The 21,809-nt window shown below is 36.4% G+C and carries 21 protein-coding genes; 11 read left to right on the forward strand and 10 right to left on the reverse strand.

Features of this window, described 5'->3' with window-relative positions; translation table 11 throughout:
* Positions 1 to 283 precede the first annotated feature (283 nt).
* Both CY0110_RS21120 and alaS read left to right on the forward strand, forming a co-directional pair.
* Positions 284 to 1,249: a hypothetical protein gene (locus CY0110_RS21120; RefSeq protein ID WP_008277595.1), complete on the forward strand. Its 966-nt coding sequence runs from the start codon at positions 284 to 286 to the stop codon at positions 1,247 to 1,249.
* A 179-nt stretch (positions 1,250 to 1,428) separates the two neighbouring features.
* Complete coding sequence (gene alaS, locus CY0110_RS21125; RefSeq protein ID WP_008277596.1) at positions 1,429 to 4,068, forward strand: alanine--tRNA ligase; 2,640 nt, start codon at positions 1,429 to 1,431, stop codon at positions 4,066 to 4,068.
* A gap of 429 nt (positions 4,069 to 4,497) precedes the next feature.
* Here alaS and CY0110_RS31475 read toward each other — a convergent pair whose 3' ends face one another.
* The 5 genes from CY0110_RS31475 to CY0110_RS21145 form a co-directional block, all read right to left on the reverse strand.
* Positions 4,498 to 4,623 carry a hypothetical protein gene (locus CY0110_RS31475; protein ID WP_008277597.1) on the reverse strand — a complete coding sequence of 42 codons (126 nt, stop codon included), beginning with the start codon at positions 4,621 to 4,623 and terminating at the stop codon, positions 4,498 to 4,500.
* 153 nt (positions 4,624 to 4,776) lie between these two features.
* Complete coding sequence (locus tag CY0110_RS21130) at positions 4,777 to 5,166, reverse strand: YidH family protein (protein WP_008277598.1); 390 nt, start codon at positions 5,164 to 5,166, stop codon at positions 4,777 to 4,779.
* A gap of 32 nt (positions 5,167 to 5,198) precedes the next feature.
* Positions 5,199 to 5,597, reverse strand: coding sequence for a YidH family protein (locus CY0110_RS21135; RefSeq protein ID WP_008277599.1), 399 nt, complete (start codon positions 5,595 to 5,597; stop codon positions 5,199 to 5,201).
* Positions 5,598 to 5,611: 14 nt separating this feature from the next.
* Positions 5,612 to 6,010, reverse strand: coding sequence for a YidH family protein (locus CY0110_RS21140; RefSeq protein ID WP_008277600.1), 399 nt, complete (start codon positions 6,008 to 6,010; stop codon positions 5,612 to 5,614).
* Between the two features lie 10 nt (positions 6,011 to 6,020).
* The gene (locus CY0110_RS21145; RefSeq protein ID WP_008277601.1) at positions 6,021 to 7,379 is read right to left on the reverse strand and encodes a DUF202 domain-containing protein; all 1,359 of its coding nucleotides are present in this window, start codon (positions 7,377 to 7,379) and stop codon (positions 6,021 to 6,023) included.
* A gap of 288 nt (positions 7,380 to 7,667) precedes the next feature.
* On the opposite strand from CY0110_RS21145, the gene CY0110_RS21150 reads away from it, so the two are divergent.
* Positions 7,668 to 8,105, forward strand: coding sequence for a hypothetical protein (locus tag CY0110_RS21150; RefSeq protein ID WP_008277602.1), 438 nt, complete (start codon positions 7,668 to 7,670; stop codon positions 8,103 to 8,105).
* On the opposite strand, the gene CY0110_RS21155 is transcribed toward CY0110_RS21150, so the two are convergent.
* The gene (locus CY0110_RS21155) at positions 8,102 to 8,503 is read right to left on the reverse strand and encodes a ketosteroid isomerase family protein (RefSeq protein ID WP_008277603.1); all 402 of its coding nucleotides are present in this window, start codon (positions 8,501 to 8,503) and stop codon (positions 8,102 to 8,104) included. The genes CY0110_RS21150 and CY0110_RS21155 overlap by 4 nt on opposite strands.
* A gap of 133 nt (positions 8,504 to 8,636) precedes the next feature.
* Between CY0110_RS21155 and CY0110_RS21160 the strand changes: the two genes are divergently transcribed.
* Positions 8,637 to 10,859 carry a bifunctional serine/threonine-protein kinase/formylglycine-generating enzyme family protein gene (locus tag CY0110_RS21160; RefSeq protein WP_008277604.1) on the forward strand — a complete coding sequence of 741 codons (2,223 nt, stop codon included), beginning with the start codon at positions 8,637 to 8,639 and terminating at the stop codon, positions 10,857 to 10,859.
* A 114-nt stretch (positions 10,860 to 10,973) separates the two neighbouring features.
* Here the strand turns inward: CY0110_RS21160 and CY0110_RS21165 are convergent, their stop codons facing one another.
* The gene (locus tag CY0110_RS21165; RefSeq protein WP_008277605.1) at positions 10,974 to 11,270 is read right to left on the reverse strand and encodes an RNA recognition motif domain-containing protein; all 297 of its coding nucleotides are present in this window, start codon (positions 11,268 to 11,270) and stop codon (positions 10,974 to 10,976) included.
* 344 nt (positions 11,271 to 11,614) lie between these two features.
* On the opposite strand from CY0110_RS21165, the gene CY0110_RS21170 reads away from it, so the two are divergent.
* The 7 genes from CY0110_RS21170 to CY0110_RS21200 all read left to right on the forward strand — a co-directional run bounded on the left by CY0110_RS21170 (position 11,615) and on the right by CY0110_RS21200 (position 17,787).
* Positions 11,615 to 12,265 (forward strand): lysophospholipid acyltransferase family protein, encoded by a 651-nt coding sequence (locus tag CY0110_RS21170; RefSeq protein WP_008277606.1) that lies wholly within the window; start codon positions 11,615 to 11,617, stop codon positions 12,263 to 12,265.
* Positions 12,266 to 12,471: 206 nt separating this feature from the next.
* Positions 12,472 to 13,116, forward strand: coding sequence for a ribonuclease D (locus CY0110_RS21175; RefSeq protein WP_008277607.1), 645 nt, complete (start codon positions 12,472 to 12,474; stop codon positions 13,114 to 13,116).
* 99 nt (positions 13,117 to 13,215) lie between these two features.
* Positions 13,216 to 13,458: a NifU family protein gene (locus tag CY0110_RS21180; RefSeq protein ID WP_008277608.1), complete on the forward strand. Its 243-nt coding sequence runs from the start codon at positions 13,216 to 13,218 to the stop codon at positions 13,456 to 13,458.
* A gap of 322 nt (positions 13,459 to 13,780) precedes the next feature.
* Positions 13,781 to 14,512, forward strand: coding sequence for a 2-phosphosulfolactate phosphatase family protein (locus tag CY0110_RS21185; protein ID WP_008277609.1), 732 nt, complete (start codon positions 13,781 to 13,783; stop codon positions 14,510 to 14,512).
* A 49-nt stretch (positions 14,513 to 14,561) separates the two neighbouring features.
* Complete coding sequence (locus tag CY0110_RS21190) at positions 14,562 to 15,752, forward strand: glycosyltransferase family 4 protein (protein WP_008277610.1); 1,191 nt, start codon at positions 14,562 to 14,564, stop codon at positions 15,750 to 15,752.
* A 59-nt stretch (positions 15,753 to 15,811) separates the two neighbouring features.
* Positions 15,812 to 16,261: a hypothetical protein gene (locus CY0110_RS21195; RefSeq protein WP_008277611.1), complete on the forward strand. Its 450-nt coding sequence runs from the start codon at positions 15,812 to 15,814 to the stop codon at positions 16,259 to 16,261.
* A complete protein-coding gene (locus tag CY0110_RS21200) occupies positions 16,246 to 17,787 on the forward strand; it encodes an ammonium transporter (RefSeq protein ID WP_008277612.1) in 1,542 nt (513 codons plus the stop codon). The genes CY0110_RS21195 and CY0110_RS21200 overlap by 16 nt, the downstream gene beginning before the upstream one ends.
* A gap of 10 nt (positions 17,788 to 17,797) precedes the next feature.
* Here the strand turns inward: CY0110_RS21200 and CY0110_RS28845 are convergent, their stop codons facing one another.
* From CY0110_RS28845 to CY0110_RS21215, 3 genes are all read right to left on the reverse strand, one after another.
* Positions 17,798 to 20,155 carry an AAA-like domain-containing protein gene (locus CY0110_RS28845; protein WP_008277613.1) on the reverse strand — a complete coding sequence of 786 codons (2,358 nt, stop codon included), beginning with the start codon at positions 20,153 to 20,155 and terminating at the stop codon, positions 17,798 to 17,800.
* A 36-nt stretch (positions 20,156 to 20,191) separates the two neighbouring features.
* Positions 20,192 to 21,373, reverse strand: coding sequence for an LL-diaminopimelate aminotransferase (locus CY0110_RS21210; RefSeq protein ID WP_035800250.1), 1,182 nt, complete (start codon positions 21,371 to 21,373; stop codon positions 20,192 to 20,194).
* A gap of 74 nt (positions 21,374 to 21,447) precedes the next feature.
* Positions 21,448 to 21,774: a thioredoxin family protein gene (locus CY0110_RS21215; RefSeq protein ID WP_008277615.1), complete on the reverse strand. Its 327-nt coding sequence runs from the start codon at positions 21,772 to 21,774 to the stop codon at positions 21,448 to 21,450.
* Between the last annotated feature and the right edge of the window lie 35 nt (positions 21,775 to 21,809).

Genomic DNA, 21,809 nt, shown 5'->3' on the forward strand with positions numbered 1-21,809 from the left:
AACATTCGAGACATCGCAGCATTTGGAACTTTTTTGTTAATCTATTTGGTGGCTTGATCGCTTACTCCTATTTGCCTCAAAAGCCCTCTCTAGACTTGAACCCAAAAGGTTTACCGGCTTTGCCTCCTGCTCTTTTTTAACTAAAAATACTGCCTCGATTTTTGGCGATCTCGAAGAGATCCGCTTCGCGGTGCGCCGATAATAAGCGATCACTACGAATTCCCATGAGTGGATTTTAATTTTTGGAGAACGGAAGTCTTTTTTTCCTCCATCGAACTCACGTTTGCTAGAGGCTGGTAAAGAAGTTAGGTTAATTAGTAATAGGGATTTAACCAGTTATCGGAAACTTTGTCGATGGGATTATAAGGATGATTATCATGACGCTGCGGCCTTGGCTTATTGCGGTTGGCTTAATATTAATAATCCGAGTGCATTCTTATCCTTAAAAACCCCTGAGATTAATGCAACCTATCAGTTATTCTTAGAACATGAACGGATTAATCGTGAATTAAAGCCGATTGTTAACCGCGCTAGGAATTTACTGCATACGGAATTCCCAGAAGCAAAAAAAAGCAAAACGGAATCCTCAGATAAAGTAGACGGGATTTGGTTATTTATTAGTAATAAACCTCAACACCCTGGATGGCGAAAAAGGTGGTTAAGAATTGTTACAAATAGCATCGGAACGGCAAGAAATTCGGGGTTTAGTTCCCAATTAGTCAAACTCAGTGATCAGATTGTTAGATTGAAAAAACGTAGAATTGAGATTAGAAAACGGTTTAAGCAGTTTTTAGCTAACCCTAATTATCAATTTTATAACGAAGCTTTTGAGCAATTTGGCCTCGGAATTTACGATCGCATCATCATTCTTTGTCAAGTACATCCGTTCGAGCAGTGCCTTGATTCTGAGGGAAAGGAGCTACGGAAAATTAAGCCTCGCAAGTTTGGCAAAAGTGGTAAACCAATCACTAAGCGCGTGGGGTTGAATCGGTTTCATGCCTGTTTAGGGAAAGCGATTAAGCCTTGGGAATCAGGAAAAAAGAAGGGCCACATCGTAACCGGTTCCGTTCTGGCCAGGATTCAGTTGTATCTGTGGGCGCGTAGGACCATGGCCATGTCACCCCCAAAACATCCTAAGCCACGGGTTAAGTTTTTACGCGATCGCTATGTAACGGACATTCAAGCTAAGCTCACCAAGGATGGGAAAATTGACCCCAATTACCCTGGCAATGATTCCCTCAAACAGTGAGGCAAAGCCCGTGTCGGGGATAAATTGGTTAAGTTGTTGTTCAAGGAACTGATCGGGTCTTATCGTAGACATAGGGCAAAGTAAGAAAAAAAAAGGGTGGGCATTGCCCCCCCTAATTGGTGGTAAATAAAAAAAACAAGTCTTAGACTAAAAGATGGACTGAAACGAGAAACATGATAATGACCACAACTGTACCTTTTTTGACTGGAAATCAAATACGTGATCGCTTTTTACAATTCTACGCCCAACAAAATCACCAAATTCTACCCAGTGCATCCCTCATTCCTGAAGATCCTACTGTACTTTTGACCATTGCGGGGATGCTTCCCTTTAAACCTATTTTCCTCGGTCAAAAGCAGCCAGACTTCCCACGTGCTACCACTTCTCAAAAGTGTATCCGAACCAATGATATTGAAAATGTAGGACGCACCGCTAGACATCATACCTTCTTTGAAATGTTAGGTAATTTTAGTTTTGGGGACTATTTCAAAGAACAAGCTATTAAATGGGCCTGGGAACTATCGACACAAGTGTATCAGTTACCGCCAGAAAATATTGTCGTCAGTGTCTTTGAAAATGACGATGAAGCTTTCAAACTTTGGGAAGAAATGATCGGTATTCCTCCCCAGAGAATTAAACGCATGGGAGAAAAAGATAACTTTTGGAAAGCTGGTCCCACTGGTCCGTGTGGTCCTTGTTCAGAACTTTATTATGATTTTCATCCCGAACGCGGAGAGGAGAGTATTGATCTAGAAGATGATTCTCGGTTTATCGAGTTCTATAACTTGGTATTTATGGAATATAATCGGGATGTTGAAGGAAACTTGACCCCATTACAAAAGAAAAATATTGACACCGGAATGGGGTTAGAACGAATGGCGCAAATATTACAAAAAGTTCCTAATAATTACGAAACGGATCTGATTTTTCCTATTATTGAAACGGCAGCTAATATTGCTAATATTAATTACCATAAAGCAACAGAAAAAACTAAAGTTTCTTTGAAAGTGATCGGGGATCATGTGCGTTCTGTGGTTCACATGATTAGTGATGGAATTACCGCATCAAATACCGATAGAGGTTACGTTTTACGCCGTTTAATTCGTCGTGTGGTACGTCACGGTCGGTTAATTGGAATTGAAGGGCAGTTTATCAACCAAGTGGCAGAAACTGCTATCCAACTTTCTCAAAAAGCTTACCCCCAAGTTAGGGAAAGAGAAAGCTTTATTAAAGGAGAATTAGAACGGGAAGAAACCGCTTTCTTAAAGACCTTAGAACGAGGAGAAAAATTACTCGCTGAAATTATCGAGAAAACTGAGAAACAAGGACAAATTTCAGGGGTGGATGCGTTTACCTTATATGATACCTTTGGTTTCCCCTTTGAGCTAACCCAAGAAATTGCAGAAGAGAGCAATTTAACTGTGAATATCAAAGAGTTTGAAGCAGAAATGAAACAGCAGCAAGAACGGTCAAAAGCTGCCCATGAAACTATTGATTTAACGGTACAAGGAAGCTTAGACAAGTTAGCTGAACATATTCATCCTACGGAATTTTTAGGTTACACTGACTTGCAATTAACTGCTAAAGTTGAAGCAGTTTTAATTCAAGGAAAATCTGTTGACATAGCAGAAGCTGGATCAGAAGTTCAAATCGTATTAGATCAGACTCCGTTCTACGGAGAATCAGGGGGACAGATAGGCGATCGCGGATTTTTGACAGGGGAAAATTTAGTCATTCGGGTCGATGACGTTCAAAAAGAATCAGGTATTTTTGTTCATTTTGGTCGGGTAGAAAGGGGACAGATTGCTATTAATGATAATGTTAAAGCAACCATTGATCGGGCTTGTCGTCGTCAAGTCCAAGCTAATCATACCGCAACTCATTTATTACAAGCAGCTTTGAAGAAAGTCGTCGATAATTCTATCTCTCAAGCCGGTTCTTTAGTAGCCTTCGATAGACTCAGATTTGACTTTAATTGCCCCCGTGCAGTAACGTCAGAAGAATTACAAGAAATTGAGGATTTAATTAATACTTGGATTGCTGAGGCGCACGATACAGAAACTGCAGTGATGCCTTTAGAAACCGCTAAAGAAAAAGGTGCGATCGCTATGTTTGGTGAAAAATATTCTGCAGAAGTCCGAGTGATAGATGTGCCTGGGGTTTCTATGGAATTATGTGGTGGAACTCATGTTAAAAATACCGCCGAAATTGGCTTGTTTAAAATCATGTCAGAAAGTGGTATTTCTTCAGGCATAAGACGTATTGAAGCAGTTGCTGGTCCTGCGATTTTAGAGTATTTAAAAGTACGGGAAACTGTGGTGAAGGATCTCTGCGATCGCTTTAAAATTAAACCTGAAGAAATTAGCGATCGCATCACCACTTTACAGTCTGAACTCAAAACCACTCAAAAACAATTAGAAGCAGTTAAACAAGACCTTGCTGTGGCAAAATCTGACCAATTATTAAACGAAGCTGAGACCATTGGTGAGTTTAAACTTTTGGTTTCAGACATGGGAGAACTGGACGCAAAAGCTTTACAAACTGCAGCAGAAAGATTACAACAAAAACTAGGAGAAGGGGCTGTTATTTTAGGGTCGATTCCCTCAGAAGGAAAGGTTAGCTTAGTAGCAGCTTTTAGCAAAAAAGTCAATAAAGAAAAGCAACTTCAGGCCGGAAAATTTATCGGTCAAATTGCTAAAATATGCGGGGGTGGCGGTGGCGGTCGTCCCAACTTAGCTCAAGCCGGAGGACGAGAACCTAGTAAGTTATCTGAAGCGTTATCAACTGCTAAACAACAGCTAATAGAAAGCTTAAAATAAATACAGTAAGGTGGGCAATGCCCACCTTACCTTAATCATTCTAACCTGCATTATTTATAAAGAAAAAACAAAACCAAAAAGATAAGAAATTGGCATCAAAAGCGATTTTTTATTAAATGGATTTTTAAAGAGTAGTGAATTTGGCTAATTCAATCAAATAAGAAACTTAAGCGGTAACTAATAGCAGTTAAAGCTTTTCATCCTGAGGTTGTGTAGGCGATCGCTAATAACAATCGGATAATTATCTAACGCATTAGATAAAGATTGAAAGAGTTCTTTCGGATTTCCTGGTTCTTCTATAAATAAATCTTTATTACTCTTAATTAATTTTTTAATGGTAGTTGTTAATGCTCGAATAATTAATAATCCTGCTATCTCTTCGGGTTTAGATTCTAATAATTCAACCCCATTTTCTGCTAAGTCATTCCATTATAAAAAAGCAATATTAACGGTGCCTTTTCCTACCGTTAATAAAAAATTGTTGAGACCTAGATTAATTTCTTTTTGTAAAATATTTTTGGGTTTACTTACTTCAATTTCGTGAGAGTCAGTCATATTAATAATTACACAAAATAAATAGTAAAATTGAGCGAAATAATATTTATAGCACTACACATTATGGTTAAGACTTATTCAAGTTGTGAAAACCCATTCTAGCCTATTTTTGACTTTTGCCTTTTGCCTTCCGCGTAGCGGTATAGTTTACATTTAAGTAATTATTGGACCAATAATAATCCCTAAAAAAGCAATGATTCCTAAAAAAGCAAGAATATAAGCGACGATAAGGGTGGGAGATTTTCTGGACTGATAAAGTAAATCATTGCGTTGAATTTTTTGAAGTTGACGACGATAATCTACTGCTGCAGCTAATAAAGAAAACGTTCCTAAAGCAATAAAAGAAACTCCTAAAATACGAGATAACCGAATTGGATTAGCAATTTCTCCTAAACTTTGATTAAGGATAGAAACAATTCTTTCAATACCAAAACCAAAACTGATTAAGGTTAAAGAAGTCCGAATCCATGCCATTAAAGTCCTTTCTTGTGCTGCGCGATTTCTTTCTTTTGCTAGTTCTGTACCGGGATTAGGATTTGTCATTTTACTTTATCGTTTTATTTTATCGTTTAAACTTAATTAATTCCTAGAAATATAATGAATAGAGAGACGAAACCAAACGCAATAATTGCGAAAATAACAATAATATTTAGATAATGACTAGGATAAAAAAAATAGTCATCTCGTTTAATCGATTGTACCTCAAAGTAATGTTGGATCATCGCAATAATTAATAAACCAATTCCTATGGCAATTAAAATTAAACTGATAGAATGGGCTGATTCTATGGTTATTGAGGTATTTTTATCAGGAAAATTCTGTTGTAATGCTTGAAAAATTTGATCAATAGCAAATCCAAATCCAACTAAGGTTAAACAATTTTGTATCCAAGCAGTAATGGTTCGTTCTGCTGCTGCACGATTACGTTCTTTTGCTAATTCATTAGTAGGGCCGACCATTTTATTTTGTGTCATAATTGTTAAATTACTTAATTAATAATAGCTTGTCTCCAAATTGTCAGAAAAATACTAACAGCAATTAACACTAATATTCCTGAGACAATTATGCCTAAAGATTGTCGAGGCGTATAATAATAGTCTGGTTTTTGTAACCGTTTAATTTCATTTTGGTAATCAAAAGATGCCATCAAGATAGAAAAAATTCCTGTTCCAATAATCAATAAACTAAATACTTTAACGAGAAAAGTAGGGCTATTTGAGGTAGTTTCTATCCCTAAATAAAGTTTATTAACAGTGCGCTCTAATCCGAAACCAATACCAATTAATGCCATACTGGTACGAATCCAAGCTAATAATGTGCGATCGGCTGCAATGCGATTACGTTGTTTAGCGAGTTCTGTTTGCCAATTCGGAGAAGTATCACTCATCAGTTATTAATTATGAATTACTGAACTTTATCTTATTTTTTACCCAAACATTATAAGGTAAAGCAAAAATAGCTCCTAAAACTGCATAGGCAACGATACCAGGAATCGCATTAGTTGCACTATTAACAATAGCAATATATAAGGCTAATCCAACATTACGAGCAATGGTAGCTGTTGCTAGGGTAGATCGACTTTCTAGTTTATCATCAATCCCACCTAATAAATGGCCAATAATTAAACCTAACATCACGATTAAAGCAATACTAACAATCGTTTTCCAACCTACTGAGGGAATAAGATTAAGACTAATACCAAGAGCGAAAATAAGCACCACTAAAAACAAAGTATTGACTACATTGAGTAATAAATCACCGATTTCTTCTCCTAAATCAGCCGATAGTTTACGAATCAATAAACCAAGACTCAACGGTAATAGTTGAACGGTTGCTACTTGTTTCGCCACTAAAATAAAATCGATCCTTTCGCTACTTTCAGGAAAAACAAATGAAAATAAATACAAAGCCAAAGGTGTAACTATTACTGCTAATAAAGATAAAATGACTTGTAAACTAGCAGCAAATCTAACATTTCCTCCTGACATAATTGTTCTTTTGGTTAATAGAGGTGGTGCCGGAGAAGCAGCGATCAGAATTAAGCCGATCGCAATATTTTTTCCTGGATTGAAAAGTAATAAAATGAAAGCAACAATTACAGGAAAAATAACTAATACAGATAAGAGAGACTTACCTAAAAATTGGGGATGGTTTTTCAAAGAAATTAAATTAGCGAACGGTATTTTTACCCCCATTGTTAACATAGTCAGAAAGACATTTAAAGCCAGTAAATTTTGAATCACTTGACTATCTAGGGTAAAAATTTCTGATAAGTTAAAATCAACGGTTAATAAAGGAATAAACGCTGCTAAAGCAATAAATAGTAAAATAATCCCAACGGTAAATCCTTGGGACCATCGGGGAACATATTTGTACTCTTTTTCTTCAATATTTTTGAGGGTGCGCCAATGAGTTACTAAAGAAGCACCTAAAGCAAATATACCTAAACTCATGAGACTTAAGCCTAAAATTCGTTCTTCTGTTAAGGTATTAATCCCAGTTTTAAGGCTAGTTTTATTCAAATAGCTAAAAAAACGATCAATTCCAAAACCGAAACTAATCATAGATAAAGATGTGCGTATCCAGGCCATTAAGGTTCTCTCTTGTGCGGCCCGAGTCCGTTCCCTTGACAAATCAGTTCGAGTTTTAGCTAAAATATTCCTTTCTGTTGCTAATTCTGTCCGTAGTTGTGCGAGATCAGTTCGCTGCATAGCAAGGTCATTATTATTGGGGATGTTGGTTTCTGGTTCAGACATAGGTTTATGCAGTGATTCTAATGAGAGTCTTTTTGTTTAAAATAATTATTGAGCATCACAATACTGATACTGTATTTAAGTTAAGGTAGGTTAAAAATTTTTTATCTTCAAGTCCTGATGGTGTCAAATTCTTGGTAAAGGTCTAGGAAAAATTGATCTCTGCTAAACAAAAATTAAGTTATGTAAATTTTTCTGACAAATTTGCTATAAACCTTTAAAATCTGAGACAACAAGCATAATAATCAGCAATTTTAAAGTATATCAAACTGTAATTTCAATATATTAACGATGACTCAACCTTTGATTCTCTCCCCTCGCTATTGTTTGGATGATGAAATAAATTGGTTAGAAGGGATCGATCCTTTAAGACATTATTGGTTAGCTGTTAATGGCAACCAACAGTTAACAGTGGTTATTGCAGGGTTGTGTGTGAGTTCAAGTCAAGAATTAAAAGAGGTTATTTTAGGGTTTCGCGCTTTGCAACCTCAACAAACAATGGTACTCAAGGGTTCTTTTGGTAAATTAACTATTCATTATCTTAGCCCTAACTGTTATGCTATCGAAGGAAGGGTAAAATCTGCTTTAACCTGGCATCTCTTCGATAAAGAAACCCTCGAAAGTTTGTTACTAACCAGTCATCCTGATTGGGTTCCCTCTCAAAGAGATATAGAATTAGGTCGTAGACTGTTAGAATCAGCCTTTGAACAGCCTGCTTATGCGGTTTAACGCTTCAACTTAACTAATTCTTCTAAAGAGGCTAATAGTTTGACTTCCACTGAGATAATTTCTTTTTGGTTGTTAAGAATAAAGACCCAAGCTATATTGACAGTGAATAAGGGGGTTGTAACTTTCCCTTTAATTTCAGCTTGAATGTGGCCGGTTTCCGTTGTTTCTAATGCTTCTTGAAGGGGGAAAAGGGTCATTTCCCTAGCTTCTTGCTGTAAGTAGTTAGCGATCGCTTCAGATCCGACTATAGCCTTCTCAAAGGGAGGGGTTAACGTTCCTTCACTAGCAAACAAGCTTGCTGTTTCTAAGAAACTTTCGTGGTTTAAGGTTTCAAAATATCGTTTAATAACGGGTTCAGTTAGAGCAATCGGATTTACTGTCTGGGCTGATTTTATCATATTTGTGTCAAAATAGTCATACTATAATGTTTTTCTTATTCATAACATATACCTTCAATTAGTCACAAGATTTCCATTTCTTCAATTTATCAAACATCTGTGATTTAACCGTTTAGATGCAGAACAACTGATTATGACGCTTTATTGTCTTAACCCGACTTGTCCTTATCCTGATAATCCCAATACTCATAACTATTGTCAAGGATGTGGTCAAGAATTATCTCAAACCACTCAAGGTTATTTATTTCGCGATCGCTACTTTATTAAACAAGTATTGGGAGAGGGAAACTTTGGTCGAACCTATTTAGTAGAGGATCAAAATTTTCACAACCGAAAACGAGTATTAAAAAAGTTTATTGCTAATTTTCAAGGACAAAATTTAGAAACAGCAAAAGAATTATTTAAACGAGAAGCTAATATATTAGACACTTTAAAACACGAACAAATTCCTGCTATTTATGATCATTTTGAAGATAATAATTCTCTCTATTTAGTAGAAGAATATATTGAAGGAGAAGATTTAGTCACAGAATTTAATCGAGAAGGAAAGTTTAGTGAAGAAAAAATCAAATCCTTATTACAAGATATATTACCTGTTTTAGATTATCTCCATCAAAGAAACTTATTACATCGAGATATTAAACCTGATAATCTTATGCGTCGTCGTTATGATAGCAAATTAATTTTAATTGATTTTGGTGGAGTTAAGGAGGTTTCTAAGACTCGTGGAACGTTAATTTATACCCCTGGTTATGCTTCAGTTGAACAAATGACAGGCCATCCTCAACCTACCAGTGATATTTATAGTCTGGGAGTTACTTGTGTTCGCTTATTAACAGGATGTTTCCCAGAAAATAATCATGATCATGATCCCATTTATGATAGTAGTCAAGCTGTTTGGTTGTGGCAAAAATTTTTAGAAAAAGATAATATAAAAATTAGCAATAAATTAAGTCATATTTTAAATAAAATGTTAGAACATCTAGCACAGAATCGTTATCATAATGTTCAAGAAATTTTAGATAAATTACAAGAATCACCGACCTATATTCAACCTGCCGAACTTTCTAGTAATTTATCTAGTTCAGAACAAAAAAAATATAGCAATCATAATTTGCTTGACTTGTTTAAAAATCAAAAAATATTATTTTTTACAACCTGTTCGAGTAGCGGAATAATTATAATTTTGGTAATAAAATATTTAATTAATCCATCATCTCCCACTTGGTTACTACTTTGGGAACCAATACTTAATTATGCTGCATTAATTAGCTTATTAATATTTTTAGGTTCTTTAGTTATTGGGTTGATTAATATTCAAAGAAAGAAAAAGAAAAATCAAAAGACTATTACAACAACTTCTGCACAGAATGCTCCTATTCCAAAACAAATACCTTCTCATTCAGTCACCAGTTCTCAGATAAAACAACCTTCTCCTAACTCTTCAAACCTTCAAAAAACTACGACTGTTAATAAACTGAATAAGAAGATAATCAGTTCTTTGGAATATTTTGATTTTGAAGTTGTTAAAGTTAATCAGCGAGGAAAAATTATTGAACAAAAAAACAGTAAAAATCAATATTTTACAATTGATTTAGGACACAATATTAACTTAGAAATGGTGGTAATCCCAGGAGGAAATTTTTTTATGGGATCTCCTAAAAAAGAAGGACGCGATCGCTCACAGGAAAGACCACAACATCAAGTTAGATTAGCCTCTTTTTGTATGAGTAAATATCCCATTACCCAAGCACAATGGGAAAGAATTATGAACGATAATCCTTCTCAATTCAAAGGTCAAAATAAACCTGTAGATACCGTATCATTTTATGACAGCTTAGAATTTTGTAATAAGTTATCTGAAGAAGTTGGGATTAATTTTTATTTGCCTAGTGAAGCACAGTGGGAATATGCTTGTCGAAGTATTATTAATCCTAGTCAATATAGACAATTAGATGGCATAGAAGTTTATCCACCTTTTCACTTTGGAGATACCATTACCCAGACATTAGCTAATTATAATAGTACCCGTACTTATCAACAAGAAAGTATCGGAATATATCGACAACAAACTACTGAAGTTGGTTCTTTTCCTTCCAACGCATTTGGTTTATATGATATGCACGGAAATGTTTGGGAATGGTGTGGTGATGACTGGCACGAAACCTATGAAAATGCGCCTAAAGATGGTAGAATTTGGTTAGATGGATATAATGAGTATTCCCCAATGCGTGGAGGGTCTTGGGCTGCTTTTCCTTTTTACTGTCGTTGCGGAACCCGTAGTAAAGTTCAACGTAATCGTCGAAGTCATTATAATGGGTTTAGAGTTGTTTATAACTTTAAAAAGAAAATTTAATAAGTTTGTATTACTAATTTTAACCAATAAAAAACACGCTTTTTTGAAATTAAAAGCGCGGAAAAAACACTAAACTATCAATATACTGTCAACAGTTTCTAAGCAGAAATTTTACTAGGAGAAACTTCCTTGCTTACGAAAACTACCAGAACCACTGCGACCTGAATTTTCGCGGGGTTTCGCTTTATTAACTCTCATTTGTCGCCCCATCCAGTCAGCACCATCTAAGGTTTCAATAGCAGCAGTTTCTTCGTCATCACTTTCCATTTCCACAAAACCAAACCCTCTGGGTCTTCCTGTTTCGCGGTCTGTGGGCAGAGATACCCGTTTAACTGTGCCGTATTCGCTGAAAACTTCTGTTAAATCTTCAGACGTTACATCATATACTAAGTTGCCTACATAAATTGTCATGGGATGTCTCCAAAATGTGTTAGAAGGTTACGAGAGAATCAACTAAGATTTCGGAAACCCACCGAGCGATGTAGACAGGAACGAACCAATTACTAATCACAACCAATGCTGAAACCGAACTAACAAAACTCTCAATCATTTATACCCTAGCATAGCCTGGCAAGCTTAGGCAGTGGAAACCCCTAGGTTTTGTAACAAAATTAAATATTAGTCATTATATGAAAAATGTACCTTCATTTTTGTTATATTTTTTGTGCTAGGATGAGAAGTTGATAAATAGGATAGAGCATTTATGTCTAATTATTAACCCCATCAATTTTTAGACCTGTAAACAACTAACCCCAATGGAAAACAGCGAATTCAAAGAAAGAGAGCCGGCTTCAAGTTTAGCTCTATATTATCTCTTCAAAACCTCCGTTGTTGCCCCTATGTTCTATGGCTACTTTCGCGGACGCGTCTATGGTTGCGAGAATGTACCAAAAAAGCATCCCTTAGTGGTGGTGAGTAATCATGGAAGCTATTTTGATCCCCCCTTGTTATCTTCTTGTGTGGGCCGTCCCGTCGCTTTCATGGCCAAAGAAGAATTATTTAAAGTCCCTGTACTAAAAGAAGGCATACGCTTGTATGGAGCTTATCCTGTTAAGAGAGGAGCAGGCGATCGCGGAGCCATTCGCTCAGCCTTGACCGCGCTGAAAGAGGGTTGGTTAGTGGGGATATTTTTACAGGGAACCCGTACCCCTGACGGTCGAATTAATGACCCAAAATTAGGAGCGGCCATGATTGCAGCTAAGGCACAAGTTCCTCTGTTACCAGTATCTTTATGGGGAACAGAGAAAATATTAAAAAAAGGTTCTCCCTTTCCCCGTCCCGTCCCTTTAACCATTCGTATTGGAGAAGTTATTGCACCTCCTGAGTCTAATAAACGCCAAGCTTTAGAAAGCGTGACTCAAAAATGCACTACAATTATTAATGAACTCCATGAATTAGGACGCTAGTAGTGCTACGCACAAGTCAAAAAGCAAAAGGCAAAAGGCAAAAGAATAGATTTAGTGATCAGTGACCCGTTATTATGTTATTGATTAATAATTTAAGACGAAAAATACTAAAATAAATTGGTTGATATGCTTAAGAAATTATTGTTTTTTATACCATAATAAGTAAGATAAGGTAAGTTGATAGCGAACAATATAATGTAATAATAATGAGTCAATCTTCAGAAAAAAATAACAATTTTCAAGTATGCGATCGCGATCTTACATCAGAAACCTTAGACCGTTATTTACAAACTGATGCCATTGCCATTGACACTGAAACCATGGGATTAATTCCCCAGAGAGATCGGTTATGTTTAGTGCAATTATGCGATTCCAGTGGTTATGTAACCGCGATTCGCATTGAAAAAGAGCAAAAAGAAGCTCCTAATTTAAAAAAATTATTAGAAAATCAAAGCATTGTTAAAATTTTCCATTATGCTCGGTTTGATGTAGCGCAATTTAAGTATAATTTTGGCATAGATACAGCCCCAATTTTTTGTACCAAAGTAGCTAGTAAATTAGCAAGAACTTATACAGGATCTCATGGTTTAAAAGCCTTAGTCCAAGAAATAGAGGGAGTAGAATTAGATAAAAGTTCTCAAAGTTCTGACTGGGGAAATAGTCAAAATTTATCAGAAGCACAATTAAGTTATGCAGCCAATGATGTGAGATATTTAATACCACTAAGAGAACAATTAATTACCATGTTGCAAAGAGAAGAAAGATGGGAAATTGCTCAAAAGTGCATGAACGTTATTTCCGTATTTGTAGAATTAGACTTAATGTATTATAAAGATATTTTTGAACATTAAAGAAATAATGGAAAATTGACAATTGAGAATGGATAATTATAAAAGTTCAAGGTAGGATAAAGATAACGTCGTTTAAAAGAATCAGAGTAAAGGTAAATTATGACACAAGCAATGGCTCTAACCCCAGATAATGTAGAAACAGTCTTAGACGAAATGCGCCCTTATTTAATGGCAGACGGTGGTAACGTTGAATTAGTAGAAATCGAAGGACCCATCGTTAAACTAAGGTTACAGGGAGCTTGTGGCTCTTGTCCTAGCTCAACCATGACCCTAAAAATGGGGATTGAAAGACGCTTAAGAGAAATGATCCCTGAAATTGCAGAAGTAGAACAAGCATTCTAAACTTGGGTAGCCCTCGTCATTGAAGGCAACAGGCAACAGGCAACAGGCAAAAGTCAACGGTTGGGAACCAAAGTGTTCCTCTTTCCCCTAAAAAAAGCATTCAGCACTTAGCTTTCAGACACCTGATAACTGATAGCTAGTTAAAAGGAGAGGCTTTAAACCGAAGGGATAAGTGTACAGAAAACAGACTCTTGCCTCTTGCCTTATAACTCTTGCCTCCGAGGCAAAAGCCTCGGTTTTTTGATAAATAATTTTGCCACGAGGCCATCACCCAGATAAGATAGAAGTCATCCCCAATCATTAACTTTTGCTGAGGACAAACGTGAAGCTATTTGTCTATCATACTCCTGAACTAACCCCGACAGACCATTTACCCGACTGCGCCGTTGTTATCGATGTCTTGCGAGCCACTACGACTATTGCAACCGTTTTAGAAGCCGGTGCAGAAGCAGTACAAACCTTCAGCGATATCGACAAATTAATCGCAGTTAGTGAGCAATGGCTCCCAGAAAAACGCATCCGGGCAGGAGAAAGGGGAGGAGCAACAGTAGAAGGGTTTGATCTGGGTAACTCCCCTTTGGACTGTACCCCTGAGACAGTAGCCGAGAAACGTTTCTTTTTAACCACTACCAATGGCACCCGCGCCTTACAAAGGGTCGAAAAATCCCCAACCGTGATCACTGGAGCCATGATTAATCGACAAGCTGCTGTTAATTATATTGTCAAACACCAACCCGAAACCGTTTGGTTAGTGGGATCAGGATGGCAAGGGGGTTATTCCCTCGAAGATACCGTGTGTGCAGGGGCGATCGCCCACGCTTTAATTCTTCATGATGCTCAAATGGTAGAAGTGAGTAACGATGAAGTAATTGCTGCTACTGCCTTATATGCTCAATGGCATGATAACCTCTTAGAGATGTTTCACCGTTCTAGTCATGGCCAAAGACTGTTACGGTTAGACTGTCAAGAGGATTTACAATACTGCGCTAAAAGTGACATTATAGAAGTATTACCGATACAAAAAGAACCAGGAGTCTTGGTTAAATTCTCCTAGGTATCCTATGCTGGTTTAGCTTCAGTGAATCGCCGAGGACAGGGCTGTTATGAAAATTTTGGTATTGACTTGGGAATTCCCCCCCCGCCTCGTGGGAGGTATTGCCCGTCATGTTGCCGAATTATATCCAGAAATTGCTAAATTAGGCCACGAAATCCATTTAATAACCGTAGAATTTGGCCAAAGCCCCCCATACGAAATGATTGACGGGGTTCATGTCTATCGCGTTCCGGTGCAAGAAGCGAACGACTTTTTTCACTGGATCGTCAACATGAATAATAGTATGGGTCATCATGGGGGACAATTAATTCAAGAAAAAGGGTCATTTGATGTCATTCATGCCCATGACTGGTTGGTAGGAGATGCAGCGATCGCTCTCAAACATTTATTCAAAATTCCTCTCGTTTCTACCATTCATGCTACAGAATATGGTCGTTACAACGGTATTCATAATGATACTCAACGCTACATCTCCAAAAAAGAAGGAAACCTCATCTATGATTCTTGGCGGGTGATTGTTTGTAGTGATTATATGCGTCACGAATTAAAACGAGCGTTTGAAACCCCTTTGGATAAGATCGATATAATTTACAATGGCATCCGTGCTGATAAAAAGAGACAAGATCCTAATTTTGATTACTTAGCCTTTCGTCGTCAATTTGCCTTAGACCACGAAAAAATTATTTATTATGTCGGTAGAATGACCCGTGAAAAAGGAGTTTCTCTTCTGTTGCAAGCAGCAGCAAAGGTATTGTGGGAGTTAGGAGGAAAGGCCAAATTAGTGATTATTGGTGGAGGAAATACCCAACATTTGCAAGCAGAAGCAGATGAATTGGGTATTGCTAACCGTTGTTGTTTTACTGGGTTTATGTCCGATGAAGATTTAGATCGTTTTCAAACCATCGCTGACTGTGCCGTATTTCCCAGTTTATACGAACCCTTTGGGATTGTTGCCTTAGAAAGTTTTGCAGCCCGCGTTCCTGTTGTCGTATCGAGTACAGGAGGCTTACCTGAAGTGGTTCATCATCAAAAAACAGGCATTGTTACCGAGGTGAATAACCCGGACTCTCTAGCTTGGGGCATTTTAGAAGTGCTAAAAAATCCTGATTATGGTCAACAGTTGGTAGAAAAAGCTTACGATGAGTTAGCTTTGCGTTTTGGGTGGCCAGAATTAGCTAAACAAACTGAAGCCGTTTATCAAGTGGTGTGTGAACAGCGATCGCAAATTCACTGGGAGTAGTTAAGAATTCAAAATTAAGGATAAGATAGTTATGATAATAAGCCGATGAGATTTTATCAATGAAGTGGATTGTTTATGTTGCAATAACTATTATTGTTTATAGTATTATAATTATTAAATTAAAAGTAAAAACCGAAAGAGAAAGAGTAAAAGAAGCTTATATCTTTTGGAATACTTTAACTTTTTTTATTGTTTTTGAATTTATTTTTCTTGAATCTCTTTTTGATGGATTTTTATTACACATAATTGGTTTAGTATTATCACTTATTTATTCTATTTCTATTTATATCTATTTAAAATCTCTTAGAAAAGATATTGATACTATTTTTTATAAATTATTAGATCAAAGTCAGGGCAGAATTAGTGTTTTAACTTTTATGCAAGCTACAGAATTATCTCCTAATGAAGCTCAAGATTATTTAAATAAAAAAATGAAAGAATTAAAGGGGAATCGTCACAGTACCCGTGGTAATATTTATTATGAATTTAGTGCATGGCAAAACTATTAAGTAGCTGGACAAAAATGAAAATCTTATTGAAATTTCGATATTTATTGTATATCCTTTTGTCTTTTATATTAACATTTATTATCTGGGAAGGACAAGTTTTTGCTCAGAGTGTTGAGGAAAATGGGTCAAATCTATATTTATTATTACTCAACATCTGGATGTTAATCGCTGGATTCCTTGTCTTTTTTATGAATGCTGGTTTTGCAATGGTAGAGGCAGGATTTTGTAGAAGAAATAATGCGATTAATGTATTGGCAAAAAATTTAATTGTTTTTTGTATCTCTGCTTTAGCGTACTGGATTTTGGGCTTTGGTTTGATGTTTGGTAATACAACAGTTATAGGAAATAGCTTATCAGGACAAACGGGATTTTTCTTTGATATTTTTACTAATAATAATGGGTTTAGTGAATTACTAGAAGCATGGCCTGGACGCTCTCTTTCCACATTATTTTTCTTTCAGTTAACTTTTGCTGGAACAGCAGCGACTATTGTGTCAGGCGCAGTGGCAGAACGAATTAGATTGTGGGCTTTTTTGCTCTTTAGTTTTTGTTTAGTTGGCATTATTTATCCCATTGTAGGACATTGGATTTGGTCAAGCCAAGGATGGCTCTATAATTTATTGAAATTTCGTGATTTTGCTGGTTCAACGGTTGTTCATTCGGTGGGTGGAATGGCGGGATTAGTGGGAGCTTGGCTACTGAATCCGAGACACGGACGTTTTGGGTATAATAGTAGAAATGAGACTTTTCACGACGAAGAACTCCAAGATTTTACCCCTCATAATTTAGGATTTGCGACGTTAGGATGTCTTGTTCTTTGGTTAGGATGGTTTGGTTTTAATGGTGGCTCTGTATTATTCTTAATTAGTATTCCTTCTGTTATTGTAACGACCATGATTGCTGCTGCATCAGGTGGTTTTTTTGCCTTAATTTTAAGTCCTTCAATTGGTAATAAAGCGAGTTTAGGGTCAATTATTAATGGAATTTTAGGGGGATTAGTAGGAATTACTGCTTCATCAGCGTATGTTGATATCAAGTCGGCTATTATCATTGGTGGAGTGAGTGGACTTGTTGTATTGTTGAGTGAAGCATTGTTAAAAAAACTGAAAATTGATGATCCTGTAGGAGCAATTCCCGTTCATCTTTTTTGTGGTTTTTGGGGAACAATAGCGGTAGGTTTATTTAGTAACAAAAATTCCGAAGAATTTATTAGTGGATTAACGCAAGATAATCTAATCTCTCAAACAGTGTTTCAATTGCTCGGTTGGGGTATAGTAATGTTTTTCACTGGAATTTTGAGCTTATTTTTTTGGTTAGTTATTGGTAATATTCTACACTTTTGGCAACAATTTACTTTCCGCAATAAAAATAAGAAACAGCAATCCCAGTCTTACCCTTCTCTCAATAAACAAGAACCAAATTTGATAGTTTGGTGTCAGCAATTTTGGCTAATAGGCAAGAAAGGAATTAGAGTTAGATTATCCGACGAATTAGAAGGAAGCGATGGAGTTTTTGACAAATTGTAACCGTTGAAATTTATTCATTTTTTGACTCTCTTAAGTATTGCTCTAAATCTGTTCCTCCAGTAGCTGGACAATTATTGATTTGACTAAAAGACTCAATAACATCATCTCTCCAGTAACTGTTATCAAACCACTCTTCTAACTTGTCTCTAGCATATTCTATGTCGTTAGGAATTTCTTTGATTTGGCAAAGATAAATTACTCCGTCTTTAACTCTATTATCTGCTCCTTCTTTTAATGCTTTATTATAAAATTCTCGATTTAATCTTACTTGTTGATTTAATTTTTCTTGTTGTAGTTGTGCTATTTTTTCTTGACATTTCGATGGAAAAGTATTACCTAATTGCTCTTCTAAATCTTTGAGGCTTTTAAGTTGAGAGTCTAAAGGCGTACCATCAATGGGTTCAACACAAATTTCTGGTATATTTTCAGGTACTGGTATATTTTCAGGTAAAGGAGAATCTGAATTTTTTATTTTTGACCCAATAAAAAATATCGTAACTAGCACAAAAACTATAACCATTATAAGAGAACTCTTTACAGTAACAGGTTCAGGATTAGAGTCGATATTCGTTAATTCTTCTAATTGCTGATTAACCCATTGAATATTAAATACTGCTTTATAAATTGGATTAGCCACTTCTAGATAATCGTCTTTTTTGATGACTAACTGAGATTGAAATAGAGCAATCTTTTCAGGAGTATTATCAGTTAATACCCTAGTCTGTAAAACGTCCTTATAAATCTTCAATCTCTCTTTTATATTGCCATCCGTTTCTAAAATAGTCTCTTTGATTTCTGTTAAATGCTCAGAAGCTTGATTACTTTGCCAATTTTCAATAATATTTTTTTGGATTATTTGTTCAACAAATCCTTTTTCTTTACTTTTTTCTAAAGTATATTTATTCTTAACAACTAAATTAGAAATAATTCTGGTTAATTCGGGTTGATTTCCTGTCCAGTTTAAAATTTCAGTGATTAAAAGTTGTTGTTGATCTTTTTCAAACGCTGAGCTTAAAATTTTTTCACTCTGTCGAGATGCTTCTTGTTGACGTACAATGTTTTGTTGTTTTTCTTGTTCAAGTTGACTTAATCTTAAAAACTCCTTTTCTTGTTCTTTGAGGGTTTTATCTTTACCCCATTTTATTGCTTCGTGTAACTGCTCACCCGATAGAAGATGTTCTGATTGTCTTCCTGATTGTAACCAACTTTCAGATTGTTCAATGTAGGGAGGGATTTCATGAATTTCATTAAGTTCATTTTCTGTCCATTGTTCATCAAAAATATTTCGGTAAATTTTATTATAGACTTTTAATTTTCCCTCAGTTTGAACAACTAATCCAGTTAAACGCAGTTTTATTTGTTCTGGACTACCATTATATTCAACATCACCGTTTGCCAAAATCTCTTGATAGAGTTCTAATAATCGTCTCTTTGTTGTGGGAGAATTATTTAAAAGACGATCTCTAATCGTTCTTAGATGTTGTGGACTATCGTTAGATTCCCAATTATTGACAATTTGCGATTTTATAAAATTATCTATATTAATTGTATTATCTATATTAACGGTATTGTTGACTAATTGGCTGCTAAAATAAGTGCGAGAATCACAAATTAATTGACAAATTTTCTGAGTTAAAAAAGGTTGTCCTCCTGTCCACTCTAGAATATGATCCAATATCCTTTCTGTATCTTCAACCTTATCCTTTAATCCTTGTACAAGTTGCCGAACTTCTCCCTTATTAAATCCCTCTAAAGCAATATCTTTACCTATATCAAAAGGACTTCGAGCATTATTCGGAATAAAATCAGCAGTGGTTGCTACCCCCAATATACAGAAGGTTAAACGCTGATAAATAGGTTTAATATATCGCTTTTCATAACAGCTACGAATAAAACTAAAAAAGGGATCTGAAGAAAAATTTAGACTAATTACACTATCAATTTCATCAAAACAAATAACAATAGACTGTTTAACTTCTTTTAATAGGATCTTTTCAATAAATTGAGTTAAACTGTAAAGAGGAGATGTATCTAAACTTTTATCCCACAAAATTTGAGCTTCTGCTTTAGCATCAGTAGATAAATCGAAAGCTTTAACTAACTCATTAAATATAATTGTGTACCAATTATCTTCAGATAGATCATTTCCTAAACCATTGAAGGAGATTGTTGCACATTGAATACCTTCTTCTTTGAGTTTATTTTGTGTGTGTACCCATAGGCTAGATTTACCCATTTGACGAGAATTTAAAACATAACAAAGTTGTCCATTTTTCAAGGTACTATAAAGTGTATTATCAGCCTCTCGTTTAATATAGCTTGGTGAGTCTAGGGGGACGCTACCACCAACGTGATAAAAGTCATTCATAATCTACTTAAAGAAAGTCATGGGAATTATTAATCATTAAAAGTTAATCCTTCCTAGAAATTGAGCAATCTTTTCTACGGCAAGTTCTAAAATATTAGGATCATGAACTAAAGCAAACCTGACATACCCTTCTCCTTGTTTTCCAAACCCGGCACCTGGAGATACAGCGACACCGGTTGCTGCTACTAACTCAGTACAAAATTCAACAGATTTATTTTCCCAAGGTTGGGGTAATTTTGCCCAAACATACATCGTTGCTTGAGGGGATGCAACCTGCCAACCGATGTTATTGAGGGCGTTAATAAAAGCATCTCGTCTGCTTTGAAAGCGCGTCACTGTCTTTTTAACTGTTGTTTGATCTCCGGTTAAAGCTGCGATCGCTCCGTTTAAAATGCCCCGATATTGATTAAAATCCACCACTGCTTTGACTCGTCTTAAGGCTTGAACAATCTCTGCGTTACCGATGGCATAACCAATGCGAAAGCCACCCATATTATAGGACTTAGAAAGGGTAAAAAACTCAATGGACAAAGATTTTGTCGGATCAGCCTGCAAAATTGAAGGGGGTTGAGCCATTCCCTCGAAAATAATATCGACATAGGGAAAATCATGAACTAAGACTAGCCCATGCTCTTGACAAAAAGCCACCGCTTCCTGGAAAAAAGCTAAAGAGGCTGTTGCACTGGTGGGGTTATGGGGGTAACTCAACACTATCATTTTAGCTTGCTCTAACACTTGGGAAGGAACATCTGCAAACACTGGCAAAAAGTCATTTTTTGCCAACAACGGCATAGGATAAATTTGACCCCCAGCCAAATAGACACCTCCTGCATGGGAAGGATAGCCAGGATCGAGGAGTAGGGCAAAATCTCCTGGATCGAGCAAAGCGAGGGGTAAATGTGCGGTTCCTTCCTGGGAACCAATGAGGGTTAAAACTTCAGTATGAGGATTAACTTCAACCCCAAAGCGTTGATGATACCATTGGGCGACGGTTTCCCGAAATTCCAAAGTTCCGTAGTGGAGGAGATAGCCATGAGTGGTGTGATCTTCGAGAGAAGAGGCGATCGCGTTTAGAGCCTCTGGATCAGCCGCTAAATCTGATGATCCCAAGGATAAATCAATAATGGTTTTGCCGTTGCTGATGGCTTGTGATTTCGCCTTATCCATATCAGCAAAGACATTTTTTTCTAAAGCTTGAAGGCGGTTAGCGAAGTGCATGGTTTTGCTTGTTTCAGTGAAAAGGGAGATGAGAGGATCACAAAAAGTCATAAAATCCTCACCACCTCACTGTTTTAGTTAAGATGTTTTTTGAGCATCTCTTCTAGTTGTTGTCTGCCGATCGCCCCTTCATGTTCGGCCAAAAGCTGTTTATCTTTAAACAGTCGTAAAGCAGGAACCCCTTCTACTTTACATTTCGCCCGTGCATCGGGGTTAGGATCGACCTCTAATTTGACCACTTTGAGACTATCGCCGTAGCTATCAGCAATTTTGTTAATGGAAGGAGACACCAACCGACACGGACCACACCAAGAAGCCCAGAAATAGACTAATACAGGGGTGTCAGCCTCAAACACTTCTGTATCAAATTGAGGATCTGTAATTTCGAGAACACTACTCATAGTTTAGTTATCAGTGATCAATGATTCCGTTACCA

It is taken from the genome of Crocosphaera chwakensis CCY0110 (assembly GCF_000169335.1).
GTDB classification, from domain to species: domain Bacteria; phylum Cyanobacteriota; class Cyanobacteriia; order Cyanobacteriales; family Microcystaceae; genus Crocosphaera; species Crocosphaera chwakensis.